20 protein-coding genes are annotated in these 20,225 nt (G+C 39.5%); 9 read left to right on the top strand and 11 right to left on the bottom strand.

From position 1 onward, the window contains the following. On the top strand, nt 1-315 hold a 315-nt coding region (locus tag M23134_RS07350; RefSeq protein WP_002695025.1), incomplete at its 5' end, for a Uma2 family endonuclease. 162 nt (nt 316-477) lie between these two features. Then, nucleotides 478-2,004: a thioredoxin-like domain-containing protein gene (locus M23134_RS07345; protein WP_002695024.1), complete on the top strand. Its 1,527-nt coding sequence runs from the start codon at nt 478-480 to the stop codon at nt 2,002-2,004. A 139-nt stretch (nt 2,005-2,143) separates the two neighbouring features. Here M23134_RS07345 and M23134_RS07340 read toward each other — a convergent pair whose 3' ends face one another. Next, nucleotides 2,144-3,904, bottom strand: coding sequence for a hypothetical protein (locus M23134_RS07340; RefSeq protein ID WP_002695023.1), 1,761 nt, complete (start codon nt 3,902-3,904; stop codon nt 2,144-2,146). 21 nt (nt 3,905-3,925) lie between these two features. Then, complete coding sequence (locus M23134_RS07335) at nt 3,926-4,660, bottom strand: protein phosphatase 2C domain-containing protein (protein ID WP_002695022.1); 735 nt, start codon at nt 4,658-4,660, stop codon at nt 3,926-3,928. A gap of 115 nt (nt 4,661-4,775) precedes the next feature. Between M23134_RS07335 and M23134_RS07330 the strand changes: the two genes are divergently transcribed. Then, nucleotides 4,776-5,330 carry an RNA 2'-phosphotransferase gene (locus tag M23134_RS07330; RefSeq protein WP_002695021.1) on the top strand — a complete coding sequence of 185 codons (555 nt, stop codon included), beginning with the start codon at nt 4,776-4,778 and terminating at the stop codon, nt 5,328-5,330. 280 nt (nt 5,331-5,610) lie between these two features. After that, nucleotides 5,611-6,036, top strand: coding sequence for an FKBP-type peptidyl-prolyl cis-trans isomerase (locus M23134_RS07325; protein ID WP_002695019.1), 426 nt, complete (start codon nt 5,611-5,613; stop codon nt 6,034-6,036). Nucleotides 6,037-6,212: 176 nt separating this feature from the next. Here M23134_RS07325 and M23134_RS07320 read toward each other — a convergent pair whose 3' ends face one another. The 4 genes from M23134_RS07320 to M23134_RS37675 all read right to left on the bottom strand — a co-directional run bounded on the left by M23134_RS07320 (nt 6,213) and on the right by M23134_RS37675 (nt 9,531). Further along, nucleotides 6,213-6,830 carry a DUF4230 domain-containing protein gene (locus tag M23134_RS07320; RefSeq protein WP_002695015.1) on the bottom strand — a complete coding sequence of 206 codons (618 nt, stop codon included), beginning with the start codon at nt 6,828-6,830 and terminating at the stop codon, nt 6,213-6,215. Nucleotides 6,831-6,962: 132 nt separating this feature from the next. Continuing rightward, a complete protein-coding gene (locus M23134_RS07315; RefSeq protein ID WP_002695013.1) occupies nt 6,963-7,940 on the bottom strand; it encodes a glycosyltransferase in 978 nt (325 codons plus the stop codon). 7 nt (nt 7,941-7,947) lie between these two features. Next, a complete protein-coding gene (locus tag M23134_RS07310; protein WP_002695011.1) occupies nt 7,948-8,973 on the bottom strand; it encodes a glycosyltransferase family 2 protein in 1,026 nt (341 codons plus the stop codon). A gap of 120 nt (nt 8,974-9,093) precedes the next feature. Further along, entirely contained in the window at nt 9,094-9,531 is a 438-nt protein-coding gene (locus M23134_RS37675; RefSeq protein WP_002695009.1) for a DUF4199 domain-containing protein, read from the bottom strand. 185 nt (nt 9,532-9,716) lie between these two features. On the opposite strand from M23134_RS37675, the gene M23134_RS07300 reads away from it, so the two are divergent. Beyond that, nucleotides 9,717-11,132 (top strand): HlyD family efflux transporter periplasmic adaptor subunit, encoded by a 1,416-nt coding sequence (locus M23134_RS07300; RefSeq protein WP_002695008.1) that lies wholly within the window; start codon nt 9,717-9,719, stop codon nt 11,130-11,132. Nucleotides 11,133-11,238: 106 nt separating this feature from the next. Here M23134_RS07300 and M23134_RS07295 read toward each other — a convergent pair whose 3' ends face one another. Both M23134_RS07295 and M23134_RS07290 read right to left on the bottom strand, forming a co-directional pair. After that, the gene (locus M23134_RS07295) at nt 11,239-13,434 is read right to left on the bottom strand and encodes a peptidase domain-containing ABC transporter (protein ID WP_002695007.1); all 2,196 of its coding nucleotides are present in this window, start codon (nt 13,432-13,434) and stop codon (nt 11,239-11,241) included. A gap of 297 nt (nt 13,435-13,731) precedes the next feature. After that, nucleotides 13,732-14,313: a hypothetical protein gene (locus M23134_RS07290; protein WP_002695005.1), complete on the bottom strand. Its 582-nt coding sequence runs from the start codon at nt 14,311-14,313 to the stop codon at nt 13,732-13,734. A gap of 143 nt (nt 14,314-14,456) precedes the next feature. Here M23134_RS07290 and M23134_RS07285 point away from each other — a divergent pair, with 143 nt between their 5' ends. Then, entirely contained in the window at nt 14,457-15,665 is a 1,209-nt protein-coding gene (locus M23134_RS07285; RefSeq protein WP_002695004.1) for a proline dehydrogenase family protein, read from the top strand. Between the two features lie 37 nt (nt 15,666-15,702). Here the strand turns inward: M23134_RS07285 and M23134_RS07280 are convergent, their stop codons facing one another. From M23134_RS07280 to M23134_RS40985, 3 genes are all read right to left on the bottom strand, one after another. Next, nucleotides 15,703-16,542: a HEAT repeat domain-containing protein gene (locus M23134_RS07280; protein ID WP_002695003.1), complete on the bottom strand. Its 840-nt coding sequence runs from the start codon at nt 16,540-16,542 to the stop codon at nt 15,703-15,705. Further along, nucleotides 16,539-17,108: an RNA polymerase sigma factor gene (locus tag M23134_RS07275; RefSeq protein ID WP_002695001.1), complete on the bottom strand. Its 570-nt coding sequence runs from the start codon at nt 17,106-17,108 to the stop codon at nt 16,539-16,541. The genes M23134_RS07280 and M23134_RS07275 overlap by 4 nt, the downstream gene beginning before the upstream one ends. Before the next feature lie 97 nt (nt 17,109-17,205). Next, nucleotides 17,206-17,370, bottom strand: a complete 165-nt coding sequence (locus M23134_RS40985) for a Lacal_2735 family protein (RefSeq protein WP_002694999.1) — start codon at nt 17,368-17,370, stop codon at nt 17,206-17,208. A 112-nt stretch (nt 17,371-17,482) separates the two neighbouring features. On the opposite strand from M23134_RS40985, the gene M23134_RS07265 reads away from it, so the two are divergent. The 3 genes from M23134_RS07265 (at nt 17,483) to M23134_RS07255 (ending at nt 20,181) form a co-directional block, all read left to right on the top strand. Then, the gene (locus tag M23134_RS07265) at nt 17,483-18,052 is read left to right on the top strand and encodes a Uma2 family endonuclease (RefSeq protein WP_002694997.1); all 570 of its coding nucleotides are present in this window, start codon (nt 17,483-17,485) and stop codon (nt 18,050-18,052) included. Nucleotides 18,053-18,211: 159 nt separating this feature from the next. Beyond that, a complete protein-coding gene (locus tag M23134_RS07260) occupies nt 18,212-19,051 on the top strand; it encodes a UDP-2,3-diacylglucosamine diphosphatase (RefSeq protein ID WP_002694995.1) in 840 nt (279 codons plus the stop codon). 131 nt (nt 19,052-19,182) lie between these two features. Then, nucleotides 19,183-20,181: a glycosyltransferase family protein gene (locus tag M23134_RS07255; protein ID WP_002694993.1), complete on the top strand. Its 999-nt coding sequence runs from the start codon at nt 19,183-19,185 to the stop codon at nt 20,179-20,181. The last annotated feature ends 44 nt before the right edge of the window (nt 20,182-20,225 follow it).

The following is a 20,225-nucleotide window of genomic DNA, read 5'->3' as shown; positions in this document are numbered from 1 at the left end:
GTTACCTGTGATGCCAATGATGTAGAAAACGACCAAGAAGTGTATGTAAAACACCCTTCTCTGGTGGCAGAAGTCCTCTCTAAGTCTACCCAAGGCTATGACAAAAACGAAAAGCAAAAAGCGTATATGCGCTTGCCTTCACTTGAGTATTACATGTTGATAGAACAAAATACTTGTGAAATAGAGCTTTACAGCCGCCAAAAAGATTTATGGTCTTATACTCTTTACAATGCCCCCAATCAAGTAATTGCCTTGCCCAAGTTGAACTTAAGCCTTAAGGTAAGTGATATTTATAAGCGAGTAAAGTTTGATTAATTGTCAACCAACCGACATTTCGTTTCCTCCTAATTGCCTTTCTTTGTCTTATCATCCAATCAAAGCATACCTTCGTAGGTTTGTTATATTACTTGTCTGAGTTGCAAACAAGTATGATTAAAAGAGGGCAATCCCTCCATTTTGTTAGAAATCAATATCTATATGAATAAATTCTTGTTTTTGATAAGTTTGGTCACCCTTTCTTTTCTAAGTTGTCAGGCACAAACCTCATCCGATAAAACCACAGCTGACTACAAAACCAAAGGTAAATACCCTGCCCCCGAAATAAACACGCCTTATGGTTGGCTCAATACCAACAAATCGTGGCAAATCAAAGATTTTAGAGGCAAGGTGGTATTGCTCGACTTCTGGACATTTGGTTGCATCAATTGTCAGCACATAATCCCTGATTTGCGCAAGCTGGAAAAAGAATTCCCCAACGAGTTGGTGGTGATTGGGGTACATTCGGCAAAGTTTTATTCAGAACGAGCCAACAAAAACATCCGAAAAGCAATACTTAAATTTGGCATTGAACACCCTGTAGTCAATGATGCTAAGTTTAAGGTATGGCAAAGCTATGGGGTAAATGCTTGGCCTACTGTAGTACTCATCGACCCTGAGGGAAGAGTAGTGGGCAATGCCGCCGGGGAGGGGTTTTACAATGCGGTACGTTTGTACATTCAGAAAATGGTCAAAGAACGAGGCGACAAGATCAACCGCACGCCGCTCAAGTTTATGCTTGAGAAAGACCAACAAGGCAACAAAACCAAGCACACCTTTTTGCGGTTTCCTTCCAAAATTATTCAAGGCGACAAGGGTGAGTTATATATTTCAGACAGTGGCAACAACCGTATTCTCAAAATAGATAAAAATGGCAAGGTGCTCTTGCAAATCGGCAGTGGAACTCAAGGCTTAAAAGATGGAGACTTTGACAAGGCTACTTTTTATGAACCCCACGGGTTGGCACTTAAAGGTGATTTTTTGTATGTGGCAGATACCAAAAACAATGTAATAAGACGGGTAGACCTGAAACGCAAAAAGGTAAAAACTATAGCAGGCGATGGTCGGTTAGACTATTACTTTGGCAAAGAGCGCTGGGGTGTTGCTGTGAATCCTAACAGCCCTTGGGACTTATGGATTGACGGAGAGGTAATGTACATTGCCAACGCTGGAAACCATCAGATTTTGACGATGGATTTACAAACCAATCTAGTCAAACGTTTTGCTGGCAGTGGGCGCGAAGCCCTGACCGATGGCAGTTTTCGTAAGTCGGCGTTTAATCAACCCAGCGGTTTAGTCAAGAATGGCAATACTTTGTATGTGGCAGATAGTGAGGCAAGTGCCATTCGTGCCATTGACTTGGCAAAGGGAGAAGTAAGTACACCATTGGGTAAAGGTTTGTTTGAGTTTGGCGATGTAGATGGTAAGGCAAACAAAGCGCGTTTGCAACATGCCGTGGGGGTTACTTTTCGTGCAAACAAACTCTATATTGCCGACACTTATAACGGCAAAATCAAAACGTTTGACCTTAAGACCCAACGCTTAAAAACTTTTGTGGCTGGGCTAAATGAGCCCAATGATGTAATGTTTGTAGGCAATGCTATGTGGGTGTCTGACACCAACAACCATCAAATAGTTAAAATAGACCTCAACACTCTGAAAAAACAAGTAGTGAAAGTGGGTAAATAAAGTAATAAGAGACAAGGTACAAGCGACAAGTATGCTTTTAGAGCTTTTTGCTCCTGCTATGTTATTACAACATTTAGGAATAATTAACTTACCCTAAAAGTTCTCTTCACTTGAAACTTGACGCTCATACCTTGTTGTTTCATTTACTGTTCAACAAATAACAAAAATCTTTTTCATAGGCAATAATTCCTGCCTGAGTGCTCATCAGGCTACTTTCGGTAGTAAGAATACTACAATCAAACGATTGCAGAACCTTAAAGTCCTGGCTACGTCTTACCCGCATTTGGTCATCGTCAGGTTCAAACACAATGCCTGCCTGAGGCGAAGTGGCTTTGTAAGCAAAGTGCCTCTGCCCTGATAATAACTCTCCGCTCATTTTCATTTGCAACCCATCAATACTAAAGTATTCATATTTTCGGGTAACCTCACCTACCAATTGTTCATCATAACTTACCCAACCTACATTGCCTTGAATGTGAACAGAGGCAATCAACGGTAGGGCAGATTTTACAGTAGAAATACTGTGCCCTGAATGATAGAATACATATTGTACCCCACCCGTGTTTTGGATCAAGCCATTGAAAACATCAAAACCAGGCACAAACACTGGTGTTTGCTCAATGCGAATAAAATCTTTGGTAATATCATCTAAATGCACCCAACGTTTATGTTCACCATCCAGTACGACCAATATATTGTCGATTAGCTTGTACCTGGCTTTCGCCGAAAGGCTAAAATTGCTAATGAGTTGAAAACCTCCACCGTTGAGCAAATGATATAGTTTACCTTGGTATAAAGCCAAAATATTTTTTTCTCCTGCAAACCACTCTAGCTCCTCTTGTGGCAAATAAGCTGGCAATTGTGCTGAAGCAATACTGTGTTTAAGTATTACATACCCTTGATTGCTGGTGTCATATATCAAAGTTTGGTGATTGGTAATGACCAAACCCAGGTTTTGCTGAAATACTGCCCTGATGATATACTCGTCAGGCTTGGGTTGGTATACTTCTTTAACGGCTAAGTTGCCCGCTGTAACCGTGGCAGGGGCTACTACTGGAGTTGTTACACTAGGTGCTACAGGTTGCCCTACCGTAAGCATAAACCGTTCACCTTCAACATACAACAATTCAAATTGTTGCTGTAAAGCTACATCTTTTACTGGTAGGTAACATTTAGGTATGATAAGGTTGGAGTCGTTGGCAAATACTGGAATCTTACGCACCATACGCTCTGCCATTGCCTTGTATAGCTTATGAACCCCCTTGAAAGGGTGCATATAAGTAAGGAGGTTAAAAACCACTACTGACAAAGCAAAATAATCGCTGTTTTTTGACACAATGCCTTTATACAAGTAATCCCTGATTTCGTCAAACAATACCCCCGAATGAGTATGAATGGGGGTTTCATAAGCGTCTACATCTATAAACTTGAGGGTACCTTGTGGGTTTACCATAATATTGTAACCACTCAGGTCGCCAATGACAATGTCCTGACTATGCGCCTGGTCTACAATTGAGGGCAACTGTTGAATCAAATCATTTTTAAAGCCAGCGTCTATTTGGTTGGTTGTACAATAGTTTTTTTTGAACAAAGCCGCCAATGGCACAAAATCGGGAGGCAAATACTCCATCGTGAAACCTATAGCCCCCTTTTGAGTGTTGGCTTTTTTGCCTTTTTTTTGATAAATCAAATCAATTGGGCGCACAAAATAAGTAGCATCTAACACGCTTAAGGCATCTTTTTGGGCTTGACCCAAGTGTGTTACGTTTGGGTCAAGATATATTTTGGCCACCTGATCAGGGCGCTCAGGAATGGTCAGAATTTTACCTTCGCCTCCCCGCCTTATTTCATATTGATCATCAATTGTAATGGTATGACCATTTTCAGTAATTGCTTTCATTGTGCTATGGGGTCAACCAAGTTAAAACTTAATTCTGAGAATACTCAAATCATCAGCTGGCAAATAACCATACTGTTTTTGTAAGATGTTGACTTTACGGCTCAGCATATTTTGAGTACTTTCGAGCGTATTGTCCAGCAACAAAAACTCTATTGGGCTAAAATCAGCGGGATTATCTGTTTTATGGGTGCGAAAAGTATCAATGCCATCAGTAGAAATACTAATATCTTTGGGCTGATCTACCTTAAAAATATGTTCTTGCTTTTGCTGCCATTGATCAAAACTGTGGTTGAGATGATACGCCATATAATCAGGCATATTTTCTTGGTCTATCTCCGTAATTTTGCCATCAATGGCTATTATACCATCACCAATAGACATAATATAAGCTTGCTTGAGGTTTTCATCGTACACCAGCAAAATCAAAGTCGATAAAATTTCGGTATTGGCAAGCCCCAATTGTTTGCGAGCATCGCGTAGCTCCCAAAATAATTTTTGAAGCACCTGTGTGGCTATTTTCTCGGCACTAGGTGGCGGAGACTCAAACAATAAGCGTTCTTCCTGAGAAATACCTTTGCTTATTTTTTTGAGCAATTTGCCCATCAATGCTGAAGCAAAATGAGAATCTTCGCCTGATGAACAACCATCGAGCACCGCTCCCAAATAATAACTTTCCCCCATAAATGTACTAATGAGAAAATCTTCACAATATACAGGGTGTAGCTCTCCTTTTTTAACTGTTGAATATATTTTCATAAGATAGATATTGATAGTTGGCTTACGTAACCAGTGGTTTCACGGCAATTTATACAACTTCAAACAATGTTACCTCGTAATTCACTGATTAGTTCATAACCAAATTAACAAAAGCATGCAGAAGAACCAAATAGTAAAAATAAGCAAACGATTAAGTTATGTATTACGTCACCGTCCCGAAGAGATAGAGTTGATCATGGATGAGGAAGGTTGGGTAGAAGTAGACTTGTTATTAGATAGGTTTTCTAACAATTATTTCCCTATTACTTTGGCAGACCTGCAAAAGGTAGTGGCACAAAACGACAAAAAGCGTTTTGCTTTTAGTGATGATGAGGCTTATATAAGAGCTAGTCAGGGACACTCTATCCAGATTGATTTGGGGTATGAGGCTATCAAACCACCTGCTCAACTCTATCACGGCACTGCTACTCGTTTTGTCCACAGTATTCGTGAGCAAGGGCTTAAGAAAAGAAACCGTCACCACGTTCACCTTTCGGCAGATATAGACACCGCTACAAAAGTAGGGGGGCGCCATGGGCAGCCTGTAATTTTAACTGTAAATGCCTTGGACATGCAACAAGATGGATACAAATTTTTTCAGTCTGAAAACGGTGTGTGGCTTACCGACCAGGTGCCTGTACAATACCTTGAGTTTCCTGAGGAGAATTAGCTATCAAGCTACTTTTTCGAGTGCTTCTATCAGCCTGTTCCTTTGCCCAGACAATTTGCAGCTTGCTCAAAGCAAACTTGATTTAGAGGAGTATCGAGCCAAACCTACAGGAATTTGGAGTTTTTATGGGTTCTTCACAATGTGTTGGTAAAGGAACTATTCTGCAATTTTTCATCAAGAATTACTCCTCTAAGGCTTAAAAAATAGTTCAGAATAGTAGCTTCAAGCTTTTATCACTACCTTTATGGCTTATTTAATTTTTTTATAAAACTCCTCTGCAATGACTGCACAAAACGGAAACAAAGTTAAGGTACACTATACTGGCAAATTAACTGATGGAACTGTCTTTGACTCATCTCGTGATCGTGAACCACTCGAATTTACCATAGGCGCAAAACAAATGATTGCCGGATTCGAGCAAGGTGTAATTGGAATGGGACTAGGCGAAAATAAAACCATCAACATTCCCAGCGACCAAGCGTATGGTCCTGTGAATGATCAACTGTTGGTAGAAATGCCTTATGAAGATCAATTAAAGCAAATGGACGTAAAGGTAGGTACAGAATTGCCTGCTCAACTTGCCAATGGTAATCAGATCATGGTAGTCGTAAAAGAGATCAAAGATACTACTATTTTAGTAGACGCTAACCACCCATTGGCGGGCAAAGACCTGATATTTGATATTGAAATGGTAGAGATTGGTTAATATTTAGGGTTTGGCTTCAATTACCAGGTATTTGAGTATTTTGAAGCATTGTAATTCACAAAGTTGAATTTCCTGTTTGACAGAAATGAACCTACTACAACTAAAAAAGCCTTTTGGCAAACAGGCATTGTTTGGCAAAAGGCTCTTTTTTTATGCAACACTTGATGGCTTCAATATTATTTTAGTTTGATTTTTTTCTCTCCTCCTATATCATACGTAAACACGACTTTCTTTTTAGACAGGTTTTCAAACAGAGGGCGCAAGAGGTTTTCCCCACTGACCCTGGTTCTTTCTATGATATTGGCTTGCTTGGCAGCTTGTGGCAAATGATTTTCGGCTATTTTGTATGCTTGATCAATCAACTTACTACGGTCGGCAAACAAGGTAGTATTGCGGGTGTCGAATACCTTAGATTCACTGTGGTTTACCTTAGAGTAGCAGATTTCGGGACGAGGTAAGCGAATGTATACCGTATCTTTTTTCTCTATTATATCTTCGGTTTTTACTTTTTTTAGGTTGATACAACCCACTACTTCTCCTGTTACCATGAGCACCACTTTGGGATCGGGCAAGTAAGCCTTTATTACTTCGTGCTCTACCATATCTTTGTATTTATAACGAATCAACTCCAGGTTACCCAAAGCTTCTATTTTCTTGAGCACCACATTATGGGTAGTTACAGGTTTATCGGCGGGCAAAAAGGCAAATGTTCCGGTAGTATAAAATCCCCAGAAAACGATGCCTGCTACGGCACCAAGCAAAAAAAAGATAATAGATGTAAAGCTACGTATCATGGTGATGTTTTTGGTGTTCAGTTTTATGCTGACTGTTTACAAAAATAGCAGAATTTTGGCAAGATGTATGAAACTCTCCCTTAAATTGTAAGGATTCATCACTCAATCAGTCCATCGCCTTACACCTCTGGGCTACTGCTTGGGTTTTATTTTGGGGCGGATCATAAAAGCCTCTGTAATAAAACCTATACCATACGCCAACAGTTGAGTCCATACTGCCACTACACTAAAGGCAGCCACTACTGTATTTTGCTCTTTGGTGGCAGCGTCTGAAAACACAATAAGTGAATACAATGCAAACCCTGACACTTGCAGCAACGACAAGTTGAGATTAATAAATGGCATAATGGGTAATAACAGTGCTGCCAATGTAAATATTGCCGGAAACAGGTGTACAAGTTTGATTTGTCCTTTGTGATAACGGTTAATATTGATACGGGCACGCCCAAAAAAATGAAGTTGCTTATAAAACTGTTTAAAGTTAGTGCGTCGTTTGTGGTATACGTGGGCTTCGGGAATAAGCCCTGTGGTAAACCCATTTTTAATGATACGAATGCTAAACTCTATGTCTTCACCCATTCGGGGTAAAATATAGCCTTTGGTTTTTTCGTATACCTCACGCGATATGCCCATATTAAAGCTTCGCGGATGAAAGGTTCCCCCTAAACGTTTTTTGTTGCCACGTATGCCCCCTGTGCTCATAGGCGAGGTCATGGAGTAACTAATGGCTTTTTGCACATTGGTAAACGAGTCAGCGGCTTTATCAGGGCCGCCAAAGGCATCAAGAAAATTTTCAGAAAGACGGTGATGGACTATTTCCAGGTATTTCTCTGGAATCAGACAATCAGAGTCAAACACAATGAAGTAATCACCTACGGCATGTGCATAACCATAGTTACGGGCAAAACCCTGTCCTTCATTCTTTTTAAAATGATAGTGTATATCCAGAATACCGACAAACTGTGCCACCGCTTCATCACATTTATTGGTAGAGCCATCTTCTACAATGATCACTTCAAAGTTTTTGTAAGTTTGACGGGTGAGGCTATCCAGTAACTCTTGCACCTCATCAGGGCGATTGTATACTGGAATAATGATTGAGTACTTCATAGGTTTTTTAAGTGTTGGAGTCGGTTTTTGTTATATCAGAGGCTGTCATTTTGCTATGATTAATCCCCAACTTTTCGGCTACTATATATTCGTGGGTTTGAGGAGAGTTAACCACCATCATTTCGCCCAGAAAACCTGCCAAAAACAATTGAACTCCAATAATAATGGTGACTAACGATAAGTAAAACAATGGGCGGTTGGTAACCAGCGAGCCCATTTCGGTGCCAAAGTAAGTGGCAATGAACTGATCTAAAATAAGCCAGGCAGCACTGGCAAAACCTACTAAAAAAAAGATAATACCAAAGGCTCCGAAAAAGTGCATAGGGCGTTTCCTGAATCGGGTAACAAAAGTAATAGATAGTAAGTCGAGCGGTCCGCGAATAAAACGTTTGATGCCTCCAAACTTAGTATTACCATATTTACGGGCTTGGTGCTGCACTACTTTCTCGCCAATTTCTTTGAACCCTGCCGATTTAGCTATTACAGGAATGTAACGGTGCATTTCACCGTATACTTCTATGCTTTTTACTACTTGATAGTCATAAGCTTTTAAGCCACAGTTAAAGTCATGCAACTTGATCCCCGAAAACCAGCGGGTAAAAGCGTTGTATACCTTAGTAGGAAGGGTCTTGGTGATAGGGTCATAACGTTTTTTCTTCCAACCCGACACCATATCATATTTGTCTTCAACAATCATTTTATACAATCCCGGAATCTCATCGGGGCTGTCCTGCAAATCAGCATCCATAGTAATTACTACTCGCCCTTGTACCTCTTTGAAACCAGTATTCAAAGCTGCCGATTTACCATAGTTGCGGTTTAAACGAATGCCCTTCAGACAATGGTTTTGGGCGGCGAGTTTTTCTATAATCTGCCACGATTTATCGCGACTGCCATCGTCTACCATAATCACTTCATAACTAAACTTGTTAGTTTGCATCACTCGCTCAATCCAGGCACACAACTCTGGTAAAGATTCTTCTTCATCTAACAGAGGTACTACTACCGAAATATCCAGGTTTGTTTTAGACACTACTATTGACTTTTGTTTTGTTTGACAAACAAAGTTATAAATTTAAGCAACGTTTTCAGAATAAGTATTCGCTTTAATATTGCTCAGGCTTACTTTTGACTATAAACAGGCGCTGTTGTATTAGCTGACAGTATTATCTGTTTTATAAAAAAGTGACGCCACCAATGATATAATCACTCCTATCATTACCGTCACAACAATGGTGTTGATAAACAAGATAGAGACTGCCCCTGATTGGGCGCTTGCTGGAGCAAACAATGCTATAATGACCATATTGACCAACCCATACACCAAGCTTGCTACTGCCGATAGCATAGTACCTAGTCCTAAGCCTTGAATCAGGTTCATGCCCTTTTTGTTGTAAGCTCTAAACTCACGCATGGCGTATACAATGCCCCCAGCTAAAATAACGTATCCCATCATTTTTACGTCCCAAGGGGCGTTGAACCACAAAAAAAGCAATAGTGTGTTATACAAATTCAGGAGTAGTCCTGTAATTACGCCAAAGCGCAGGGCTACCCTTGCAGTAGACGTTGTAGGCGCAGGTTTTCTAAGCATTATTTTATCTGTTTTTAATCAAGCAATTATAAAACGTGCAAGTTAGTAATTTAAAACAGGATTTGAGCGTTTCAATACGGCAATCATCTTTGGTTTTGGCAAACCCACAAAATAACACCCAACAATAGCCAAGTAATCCCCTTGTTTTTTTGTATTTTTGTCCATCAAAACATTAATTACTCACAATGCCAGAAGCACAAGAGACACCAAACAATACCCATAGTACACCTACAGGCACTATAGTTTCTACTCATACACCTACCCAAAAAGCAGAAGAGATCCCCGACTTAGAGTTAAGAAGTGATGAAGTACAAGAGATTCTCAGCTATATTCCTCATTGGATTATTCGCTGGGGCATTACTATAGTATTTTTCACTTTTATGGTATTGCTGACAGTATCATGGTTTATGAAATATCCCGATATTATTCACTCCAGCATTATGGTTACTACCAAAACCCCTCCCCAACGCATTTTGGCGCGTAGTTCGGGAGCATTAAAGTTGATGGTAAAAGATGGGCAAAATGTAAAGCCTCAAGAGGTGTTGGGATATATTCAAAACCCCACAGTTTTTGAAGACTATCAAGTATTGAAAAAACAAATTACTCAATTTCAAAAAATATTAAACAACCGCCAAAGAGGCACCCAAGATTTACTGGCTTTTGACAAAGTAATAAGTCAACAAAACCTTAAGCTGGGCGAGTTGCAAGGAGCCTACGAATCGTTTGCTAAAACTTTTAGAGAGTTATTGCTTTTTTATGAGTTGTCGAAACCTGAAAACCAAATTCAAAACCTGCAATCGCAGATTATCCAATACAAGAAGCTCAACCAAAACCTACTTTCTCAACAAAGGATTTTAGGCAAAGAATTCAAAATATTCAATAATCAATACAAAGCAGACTCCACCCTTGCCGAAGAAAAACTAATGGCAAGGCTTGAATTTGACAAAACTAAAGCCAGTTTGTTGCAACAACGCAGGGCCTTGAAAAATGGAGAGGCCAGTATCATTAATAACCGAATTAGGATTAATGAATTACAAAACAACATTGGAGAACTTACCCTTACTTTTCGCGAACAGGAAAGAACCTATTTACTTGCCACTAACAACGCTTTCCAAACCTTACGCAGCCAGGTAAACATCTGGATACAACGCTACATACTCACTACTCCTGTGGAAGGCAAGGTCTCATTTTTGTCTTATTGGAGCGATAATCAGTTTGTAAAGCCTGAACAAACGGTCATGGCGGTAATTCCACAAAACAAGAACTTGATTGGCAAGATTAATATGCCAGTAAACGGGTCGGGTAAAGTAAAAGTGGGACAAGTGGTAAACATTCGTTTTGCCAACTACCCCGCCGATGAGTTTGGCATGGTAGAGGGGAAAGTAGAACGCATATCGTTGATAGCACAAGCAAGTGCTGACCCACAAAAAGGATCTATGTACACGATCAATGTAAGCCTGCCCAACGGGTTGAAGACGAGTTATAAAAAAGACCTGGAGTTCAAGGCAGAAATGCAAGGACAAGCCGATATTATCACCAAAGACCTCCGTCTGATTGAGCGTATTTTTAATCAATTCGCAAAATTGTTTGATCAGTTTTAGGGCTACATCAAGTAACTCACCATTGCACTGAATTCACTACCTCCCCTCTCTGTTCATTGCTCAACTAAGAGAGGGTTTTTAGCTTGTTTATAAGGTTTTATACCAGTTACCCACCTAATTCCAACTGGTTCTTTACCAGGTTATAGTAGATGCCTCTTTTAGCCGTCAACTCTTTGTGAGTGCCTTGTTCCACCAGTTTTCCTTTTTCGAGTACAATGATTTGGTCAGCATTTTTTACGGTGCTCAAACGGTGAGCAATTACTACGGCAGTTTTGCCTTTAAAAAACTCGTCCAGGTTTTCCATAATAATGCGTTCATTATTGGCGTCCAGCGCTGAAGTAGCTTCGTCAAAGAATAAAAACTCAGGGTTTTTGTATACCGCACGGGCAATCAAAACTCGTTGTTTTTGTCCTCCACTTACACCTATACCATCTTGCCCTATCTTGGTATTATACCCTAGTGGCAGGTCTTCTACAAACTCTTGGATATTGGCTACTTGCACCGCGTGACGCAACCTTTGTTGATCTATGATTTCGTCACTTACCGCAATATTGCGGGCAATGGTATCAGAAAAAATAAAGCCGTCTTGCATGACTGTTCCACAGCGTTCGCGCCACAAACGCCCACTCAGGTTATTGAGTTGAACACCTTCCAGTTTTATTTCACCTTCAGTCACAGGATAAAACTTTAGCAATAGCTTAAGCAAGGTTGTTTTACCACTACCACTGGTACCTACAATGGCTGTAATTTTACCCTCAGGAATAGTCAAAGTCACTCCATCTATAACTTTAGGAGAGTGGGGACCTTCATACTGAAAAGTAATGTTCTCTAAATGAAGATTTTTGCCCTCAGGTAATATAGTTACCTGATCTCCTTCGCTGCTTTCTTCCTCTTCTTTTTCATGTATTTCGCCCAAACGCTCCAAGCTTATCTTGGCGTCTTGCATTTCATACACAAAACTTATCATTTGGGTAATAGGGCCGTCTAGTTGTCCAATAATTGACTGCACAGCAAGCATCATCCCCAGGGTCATTGTTCCATTGACCACCGCATAAGCCGCAAAAAAAGTAATCAAGATATTTTTACTTTGATTGATAAATAAGCTACCTGCCTGCTGGGTTTGCTCCAGAGTTACGCTCTTTACGTTGATCTTAAACATCTTTGCCTGGATACGCTCCCATTCCCACCTCTTTTGCTTTTCGCAATTATTTAGCTTAATCTCTTGCATGCCATTGATAAGGTGAATCAAGCTACTTTGATTACGTGACATTTCCTGAAAACGCTTATAGTCAAGCTTTTTACGTATATTCAAAAATGCCAACACCCAGCCAATATATAAAACGCTGCCTATCAAAAAGATAAGAAAAATATACAGATTGTAATACGCAAGCACAAACCCGAAAACGATCAGGTTAAAAAAAGAAAATAGGATAGTAAGGGTTGAGGTACTTAAAAACCGTTCAATCCGGTGGTGATCATTGATCCGCTGCAAAAGGTCGCCAATCATTTTGGTGTCAAAAAAACCAATGGGCAACTTCATAAGTTTGATCAAAAAATCAGAAATGAGCGATATGTTAATCCGGGTACTGAGGTGGAGTAAAATCCATCGCCTTATAAAGTCTACTGCAGTTTGGCTAAAAAAGAGCATAAACTGCCCCAGCAATACAATATAAATAAAGTTGAGATCGCGAGTGTTAATTCCAATATCTACTACCGATTGGGTAAGGAAGGGGAAAATCATACTAAGCAAACTCCCCAGCAACAACCCTAAAAATAGTTGTACCAAAAACTTTTTATAACGCAACACATATCCCAGCAAAAACTTCCAACTGGTTTTCTTCAGCTTTTCGTCACTTTCCCGCTGAAAAAATTCAGGGGTTGGCTCCATCAACAATGCCACGCCTTTGTCTTCGCCTTGCTCACGGGTGCTCGCCCAGTGTTTCATAAACTGCTCACGGTCGTAAGTCACCAAACCTACTGCGGGGTCAGACACGTGCACCTTTTTTTTGGTAATTTTGTGTACTACTATAAAGTGTTGCTGGTTCCAGTGGGCAATAAAAGGTAACGGAGCCTCATCAGCTAATTGTTCAAAAGTGGTTTTTACCCCAATGGTACGAAAGCCTACTGCTTCAGCAGCATCGCTTATCCCCAAAAGAGAAACCCCCTCGCGGGTAATATAGCTTTGTTCGCGGAGGTATTGCAGCGAATAACGTTTGCCGTAATGTTCTGAAATGATTTTTACACATGAAGGACCACAATCCATCATGTCTAACTGTATGTAGGAAGGAAACTTCTTCGCCATTAGAACTCTATGTGTTAGTTAAGGGTGATACCTTGATGTCAGCCACCTGATTATGTTTTGCGTAATGTTGGCTGCAAAGTTAGCAAACCTTTGGGATTTGTATAACTCATTTGATATTTGAATGAAATAAAGCAAGTTTATTGAGGGTTTACTCTTATCAACAGTCTATAGTGTTTAGCCAATAGTTGGCAGCTATTGGCTAAACACAAAATACTAGCATTATACTGAAAGTCAGTAGATTATAAATGGTTTATTTTTTACAGGGTTTGCTCAAAAGCAAGTTTTGTTACCTAACAACTATACTTTGATATTTTTATACATGTGGTAAATTGTACGAATAAAGGGTAGCACAACCGAAGCAATCAAAATACCCAATACTATTTTGTCTTCATCAAAAAAGTAGGCTAACAAAAATATAATCACAAACAACAACAGGGTCAGTACACCACTCAAAATATTACGACGGTGGTTAAGTTTATCTTGTACACTAGCAGCTTGTTTAGGGCTAGGGTCACGCTCTAACCCAAATTTGATTGCACCTACTATTACTTGCAATATTGCCCCTATCACCATCATAATGGCATACCCTATATACATTCCCGCAAATTTGCTATCATCGAAATACATAATTAATACTACTGGTATAATCAATGCAACGAAAACCCCCAAAGCAAATGAGATAGCTTTGAAAGCTGTGTAGTCTTTTTTTGGTTTTTGTGGTGGGTTACCTTGGGCTTTTTGCCATAGTTGATAAGCTTTTTTCACTTCTTGTAATCGTTCAGCTTCGTTTACATACCTAGCAAGCAAACTGTCGTATTGTTGCTCAACTTCTTTTGGTGTAGCATTGGGGCTAATACTCAATACTTTATGATAGTTCATAAATTCCCTCTTTTGCTCTTGTGACAATAAACTTATATATACACGCAAGCATTTTTTAAGTTGTGACAAACAATGATTTGAAGGTTGACAATAGGTTATCTCATCCAAAATATTATTTTTGTTGGAAACCTAAACACGAGCTTATGACCAATTATCCTAATACAAATGAGGCACACACCAACCAACTCTCATTTGATAATACAGCCATTGCCTTTGCCTCTAAAAGCACCAAAGAACTCCAGCTAATGAAACGTGCCTTTACTCTCATGCAATCTCCTTGGTTGGTACGCAATGGTACTCGTTTTATTGACCATACCCTCCACCTGAAGTTAGTGAGAGGCATAGTGAAAAACAGCCTTTACAAAGTTTTTTGTGGAGGAGAAACTTTGCAGGATTGTCAGAGTTTTATCGAGAAACTCTATGCCTCTAAGGTACATACTATGCTGGGTTACTCGGTAGAAAGCAAAACCAACGACACTGAATATGACAAAACCACCGCTGAAATAATCCGATACATCAAATTTGCTGCTCCACAAGATGCACTGCCTTTTGCAGCATTTAAACTAAGCGCCCTTGCTTCGGTTCATTTGCTGGCAAAAATTCATAATGGTGAAAAACTTTCAGATACTGACCAATATGCCTGGCATAAGGTCAAAGACAGGGTAGACTCAATATGTGCTGCTGGGTATGAACATCATATAAAAATACTCATTGATGCTGAAGAGTCCTGGATACAAGACCCTATTGATGAGCTTGCTCAAGCAATGATGGCACAATACAACCAAGGAAGGGTGGTGGTTTATAACACTTACCAAATGTATCTGCAGCGAGGGTTTACTTTTTTAAAAAACTCTTTGGCATTGGCAAAACAAGGCAACTATTTGTTAGGAGTAAAACTGGTGCGAGGAGCTTATGTAGTAAAAGAACAACAACAGGCAGAAAAACCCAGACATACCAACTTGTTGAATCCAGATAAGGCTACTACTGATCAAATGTTTGATGATGCAGCCACTTTTTGCCTCGAAAACATAGAGCACCTTGCGTTGTTTGCTGGTACTCATAACGAAACCAGTTGTTACCACATCGCCCGGCTTTGCCAGCAAATGAACATAGCTCCTAATAACCCCAGGGTGTTTTTTGGGCAACTTTATGGAATGAGTGATCACATTACTTACAACTTGGCAAAAACAGGTTTCAATGCAGTTAAGTATGTGCCTTATGGTAAAGTAAGAGAAGTGATGCCCTATTTATTTAGGCGGGCACAAGAGAATACTGCCATTACCGGGCAGAGCAATCGAGAGCTTGAATTGATAAAGAAAGAGTTGAAACGAAGAAAAGCAGCAGGCATTTGAGTCACTCAGGTAAACTTATTGTCTGAGTGGACATCGTTTAAAGCAAAACCTGAATGCCTTGTTCTACTTTGCCTTTCACAGCCTCGTTAAGGTCTTGTTTTTTAAGCAGGTTTTTGAGTGCCTTTACAGAGCTTTTTTCCTGTAGTTCAATCATTACATCAATCAGTGCTATTTGCACCAAAGGAGACTCTTGTTTGGCAATAGACTTGATCAAACCAGTACGTACCTCTGGACGAGCAGCAAATTGAGCTAAAGTTTCTACAGTAGTCAAGCGTACATTTACATTAGGATCACTATTAAGAATTTTGAGCAATGCCTTGGTAATTTTATTGTCTACCACAGAAATGTTGCTGGTAAGATTTACCGCTCTTAACCTTTCGCTGGCAGATTTCTTTTCCAGCAAAGAAGAAATCAACCTTTTTTGATCTTCTTCCATCTTGTTCAGTTTCTTTTGAATCACGGCAAGTGATCCTACATTTTCATTTTCTTTGCCTTGAGGACGGTGAGGTGATTGACTGAAATAATACATACCCAATGCTCCTACCAATATACCTGCAATGCTGTAACTCAAATTATAGGCAAAACGACGATAGTTTAGGTGTGTCCACCAGTTTTTGAGCATTGCCCCCAAACTATCGCTGTTTTTTTGATCTTGTTTATGCGCCTCAAGCATACTGTAGAAGTTTGCCGACATTTGCGCACTAGGTTCAGGCACTTGTACTTGTTCCAACTGATCATTGAGTACTTTTAGCTCAAACAGCTCATTTTTACCCATTTCATTTTGCTCAAGGTATGCCTTAAGTTCTGCCTCTTGCTCAGGTTGAATATCACCATTAAGGTACTCAGTCATTAATATCTGATAGTGTTCTTTCTTCATAGTTGTTGGTTCTTTTCAAGCTTTTTGTAAATGTCCTTTAAGTCGCTCAAAGCCCGGTGAATCCGCACTTTTACAGCTCCCTCACTGCAATCCATCAATGCACCTATTTCTTTGTATTTAAGTCCTTGGTAACGGCTCAAAATCAATATTTCACGTTTTTCAGGCGATAGCCGCCCTAAAGCAGCATTTAGCATGCGAATGTCTTCTTGTTGGTACATCTTATCTTCTGTGCTTACCTCTTCAGGTAACTGGTTTTCCCATTGGCTGAGATCATCTTTGTAGCCCATACGACTTTGTTTTTTATGATGATCTATGCTGATATTCCGCGCCAAATGATACATCCAGGTAGTAAACTTACCCTCACCAGTAAAAGTATGCTTGTACTTGAGTATACGCAAAAATACATTTTGTACTAGGTCTTCACTGGTTTTAGCGTTTTGGGTCATTCTATAAAAAAAGCCAAACAAAGCTTTATTGTAGCGTTCAAAAAGCAACCCCAACTTGTCTACATCGCCATTCTTTACTTTAAGCATCAATCCATTGTCTGAAATAGCATCCAAGTGCACCTCCTGTTTTATTAAGTCATTTAGTAGGGGTAACTTCAGCAAATACAGAAGGTTACATCAATTTTTATTTTTTCTTCAAAAAAAGCTTGCCCCCCTACTATTCCATTGCCTCTATTTGCTTAAGCACTTCTGCTGCTTCAGCCTGTTTTTGGTCGCTTGCCATACGATTGGTCGTTGATAGGTCATAAGCTTCTTTGAGTAATTTTTGGTACTTGGCTTCTAATTTTTGTTTGGCAGTTTTTTTCTTAAATATTCCTAACATAATAATGAATGTTTTTTGGGTGAAAATACAATTTTTACACTGCCTGCTAAACTAGCCGTGGGGGTAAAATGTTATGAAGAATTTTATGTATATTTGACAAAAGCAAAATATTATGGGACAAGCAAAACCTAAACAAACACATTATTCTTACCCAGAGTACCTTGATTTGGAGCAAACCGACGGTACACGTTATGAGTACTATCATGGAGAAGTATTTGCCATGTCAGGCGGTACAATCAATCATAACCGTATTGCCAATAATACTCATCACCTTATCGACAACTTAATTTCTGATGACTGCGATGTTTTCACTGGCGACATCAAAGTAGAAATATTAGCTAATACCCATTATGTATACCCAGATGTAGTGTATACCTGTGCCCCAAAAGACTTAGAAGATGGGCAAGATCACAAGATCACATCCCCCTCTTTGGTGGTAGAGGTTTTGTCTAAGTCTACCCGGCAATATGACAAAGACCAAAAGCAAAATACTTATATGCGCATACCTTCTTTGCGTTATTATATACTCATCGATCAATACAAGTATTTTGTAGAAGTATACGAACGACAAGAAGGTTTTTGGAAATATACCACCTATCAACAACCTGAAGATACCATCACACTTGTACAATTGAACCTCCATCTAACGGTTAAAGATATTTATAGGAAGGTGAAGTTTTAAAAAAGTTACCTTAGTATTAAGTCAGTGCTAAGGTAAGGTTGTCTGGAGATTGCATTTGTTCCTATCCTTGCTTTTTCGATAAAATAAGCTTGACCTTGCGCTAACCGATTCGTCTTAAAAAAATCCTACATTTGACCTACACTCCATACTCCATACATTATGAACAAAAGAGATGTAGAAATTGTAGTAATTTCTGATGTACACTTAGGCACCTATGGTTGCCAATCAAAAGAACTTACCCGCTACCTAAAAAGCATCAAGCCTAAGAAGCTTATTCTCAACGGTGATATTATAGACATTTGGCAGTTTAACAAACGATTTTGGCCTAAAACTCACTTTGCCGTAATCAAACAAGTAATCAATATGTTGCTGGATGGCACCGAAGTATATTACCTCACTGGAAACCACGACGAAATGTTACGCCGTTTTTCTAACGCCAGCATTGGCAACTTTCACTTGTTAGACAAGATGTCACTGACTATAGACGATAAAAAAGCTTGGATTTTTCACGGAGATGTGTTTGATGCAACAATGAAAAACGCCAAATGGTTAGCCCGTTTAGGAGGCATTGGCTACGACTTACTTATTATGCTCAATAGCTTAGTTAATTTTGTGCTTACCAAAATGGGCAGAGAGAAGATGTCGCTTTCCAAACGGATCAAAAATAGTGTAAAAAGTGCCATCAAATATATTCAAGACTTCGAACAGGTAGCTTCTGACCTTGCCATTGAGAATAACTTTGACTATTTGATATGTGGACACATTCACCAACCACAGATAAAAGTAATGCAAAACACCCAAAAACAAGGAGAGGTATTGTATTTAAACAGCGGAGACTGGATAGAAAACCTAACGTCGTTGGAGTATAACAATGGTACCTGGAAGTTGTACCAATACGATGAAACACAAGTCAAAAAAGATAAGAAACAAACAAAGATGAAGTCTAAAGAAGAAAATTTTCACATAGAAAAAGTAATTCACGAAACAGTGTTTGTTTAAATAATTTTAACTGTATACAAACCAGGGAATTGCTGTAATAACATTGTATAAGACCTGGTTTCAAGAAGTGACATTTGGGTTTCAGGCAAACGCTTTGTAGGTTTGATGGTTATTAAGCAAGCCAAAAACCAATGAAAATTTTGTACGCAGTACAAGGCACAGGCAATGGGCATGTAAGCCGGGCCATAGAACTTATTCCTTTATTACAACAGTACGGGGAGGTTGATGTGTTTTTGAGTGGCAACAAATCACAGGTAAAAATACCTTATGATATTAAGTATAAAAGTAAAGGCATTACTTTTAGCTATACCAAAAAAGGAGGGCTTGCTTATTGGACTACCCTGCGTGAGCTGCAGTTTAGCAGGGCATACAAAGAAATGAGACAGTTTCCAATAGAACAGTATGATGTGGTACTCAATGACTTTGAACCTATTACTGCCTGGGCTTGTCGTCTCAAAAAAAAACCTTGCCTGGGTTTTGGGCATCAAGCATCGTTTCAATCTAAGGCTGTACCACGCCCTAAGCATTTTGACCTGATAGGTGAAGCAGTATTGAAACGTTATGCCCCAGCAAGCCATTATGTAGGCTTACACTTTGATAAATACGACCAGAATATTTTCCTGCCTATCTTACGTAAAGAGTTATATACTCTTCCTTTTGATCAGCAAAACCACTATACTATTTATTTATCGCACTACCATCACCAGCAAGTAGTGCCTCACCTGCTCAAAGTTACCGATACACGCTTTGACTTATTCTCTAAACATTGTACTCACAAAGAAATACATAAAAATGTAACCTTGCACCCTATAGACGGGCAGGCATTCATGCAAAGCCTTGCCAGTGGATCAGGAATGATTACTGGGGCTGGTTTTGAGGGTCCCGCTGAGGCCATTACCTTAGGCAAAAAACTATTGGTTTTGCCTATTTTGGGACAGTATGAACAATGGTGTAATGCTGAAGCAATGCGACGTTTAGGAATAAAAGTAGTACGAAAAATAAACAAAGACTTTAGCGAAACACTCAAAGATTGGTTAGCTCACACTCCCATAGTACATAAAGATTACCCCAACCAAACCCAACAAATTCTTGACTATATTTTTACAGAAAAACTAAAAGAAATGCTATAAAAAAAGCGACAATATCAGGCAGGTTGCCTGATATTATTGCTTGG

Origin of the sequence: Microscilla marina ATCC 23134 (assembly GCF_000169175.1) — a bacterium.
Lineage (GTDB): Bacteria > Bacteroidota > Bacteroidia > Cytophagales > Microscillaceae > Microscilla > Microscilla marina.
This window is presented reverse-complemented; position numbering and strand designations above follow the sequence as displayed.

Coding starts and splice junctions, on each gene's coding strand:
- M23134_RS07315 (WP_002695013.1), bottom strand. CDS start 7,940: ATGAAGTACTCAATCATTATTCCAGTATACAATCGCCCTGATGAGGTG.
- M23134_RS37675 (WP_002695009.1), bottom strand. CDS start 9,531: ATGCTTAGAAAACCTGCGCCTACAACGTCTACTGCAAGGGTAGCCCTG.
- M23134_RS07335 (WP_002695022.1), bottom strand. CDS start 4,660: ATGAAAATATATTCAACAGTTAAAAAAGGAGAGCTACACCCTGTATAT.
- M23134_RS07320 (WP_002695015.1), bottom strand. CDS start 6,830: ATGATACGTAGCTTTACATCTATTATCTTTTTTTTGCTTGGTGCCGTA.
- M23134_RS07300 (WP_002695008.1), top strand. CDS start 9,717: ATGCCAGAAGCACAAGAGACACCAAACAATACCCATAGTACACCTACA.
- M23134_RS07325 (WP_002695019.1), top strand. CDS start 5,611: ATGACTGCACAAAACGGAAACAAAGTTAAGGTACACTATACTGGCAAA.
- M23134_RS07280 (WP_002695003.1), bottom strand. CDS start 16,542: ATGAAGAAAGAACACTATCAGATATTAATGACTGAGTACCTTAATGGT.
- M23134_RS40985 (WP_002694999.1), bottom strand. CDS start 17,370: ATGTTAGGAATATTTAAGAAAAAAACTGCCAAACAAAAATTAGAAGCC.
- M23134_RS07330 (WP_002695021.1), top strand. CDS start 4,776: ATGCAGAAGAACCAAATAGTAAAAATAAGCAAACGATTAAGTTATGTA.
- M23134_RS07260 (WP_002694995.1), top strand. CDS start 18,212: ATGAACAAAAGAGATGTAGAAATTGTAGTAATTTCTGATGTACACTTA.
- M23134_RS07340 (WP_002695023.1), bottom strand. CDS start 3,904: ATGAAAGCAATTACTGAAAATGGTCATACCATTACAATTGATGATCAA.
- M23134_RS07255 (WP_002694993.1), top strand. CDS start 19,183: ATGAAAATTTTGTACGCAGTACAAGGCACAGGCAATGGGCATGTAAGC.
- M23134_RS07265 (WP_002694997.1), top strand. CDS start 17,483: ATGGGACAAGCAAAACCTAAACAAACACATTATTCTTACCCAGAGTAC.
- M23134_RS07295 (WP_002695007.1), bottom strand. CDS start 13,434: ATGGCGAAGAAGTTTCCTTCCTACATACAGTTAGACATGATGGATTGT.
- M23134_RS07345 (WP_002695024.1), top strand. CDS start 478: ATGAATAAATTCTTGTTTTTGATAAGTTTGGTCACCCTTTCTTTTCTA.
- M23134_RS07290 (WP_002695005.1), bottom strand. CDS start 14,313: ATGAACTATCATAAAGTATTGAGTATTAGCCCCAATGCTACACCAAAA.
- M23134_RS07285 (WP_002695004.1), top strand. CDS start 14,457: ATGACCAATTATCCTAATACAAATGAGGCACACACCAACCAACTCTCA.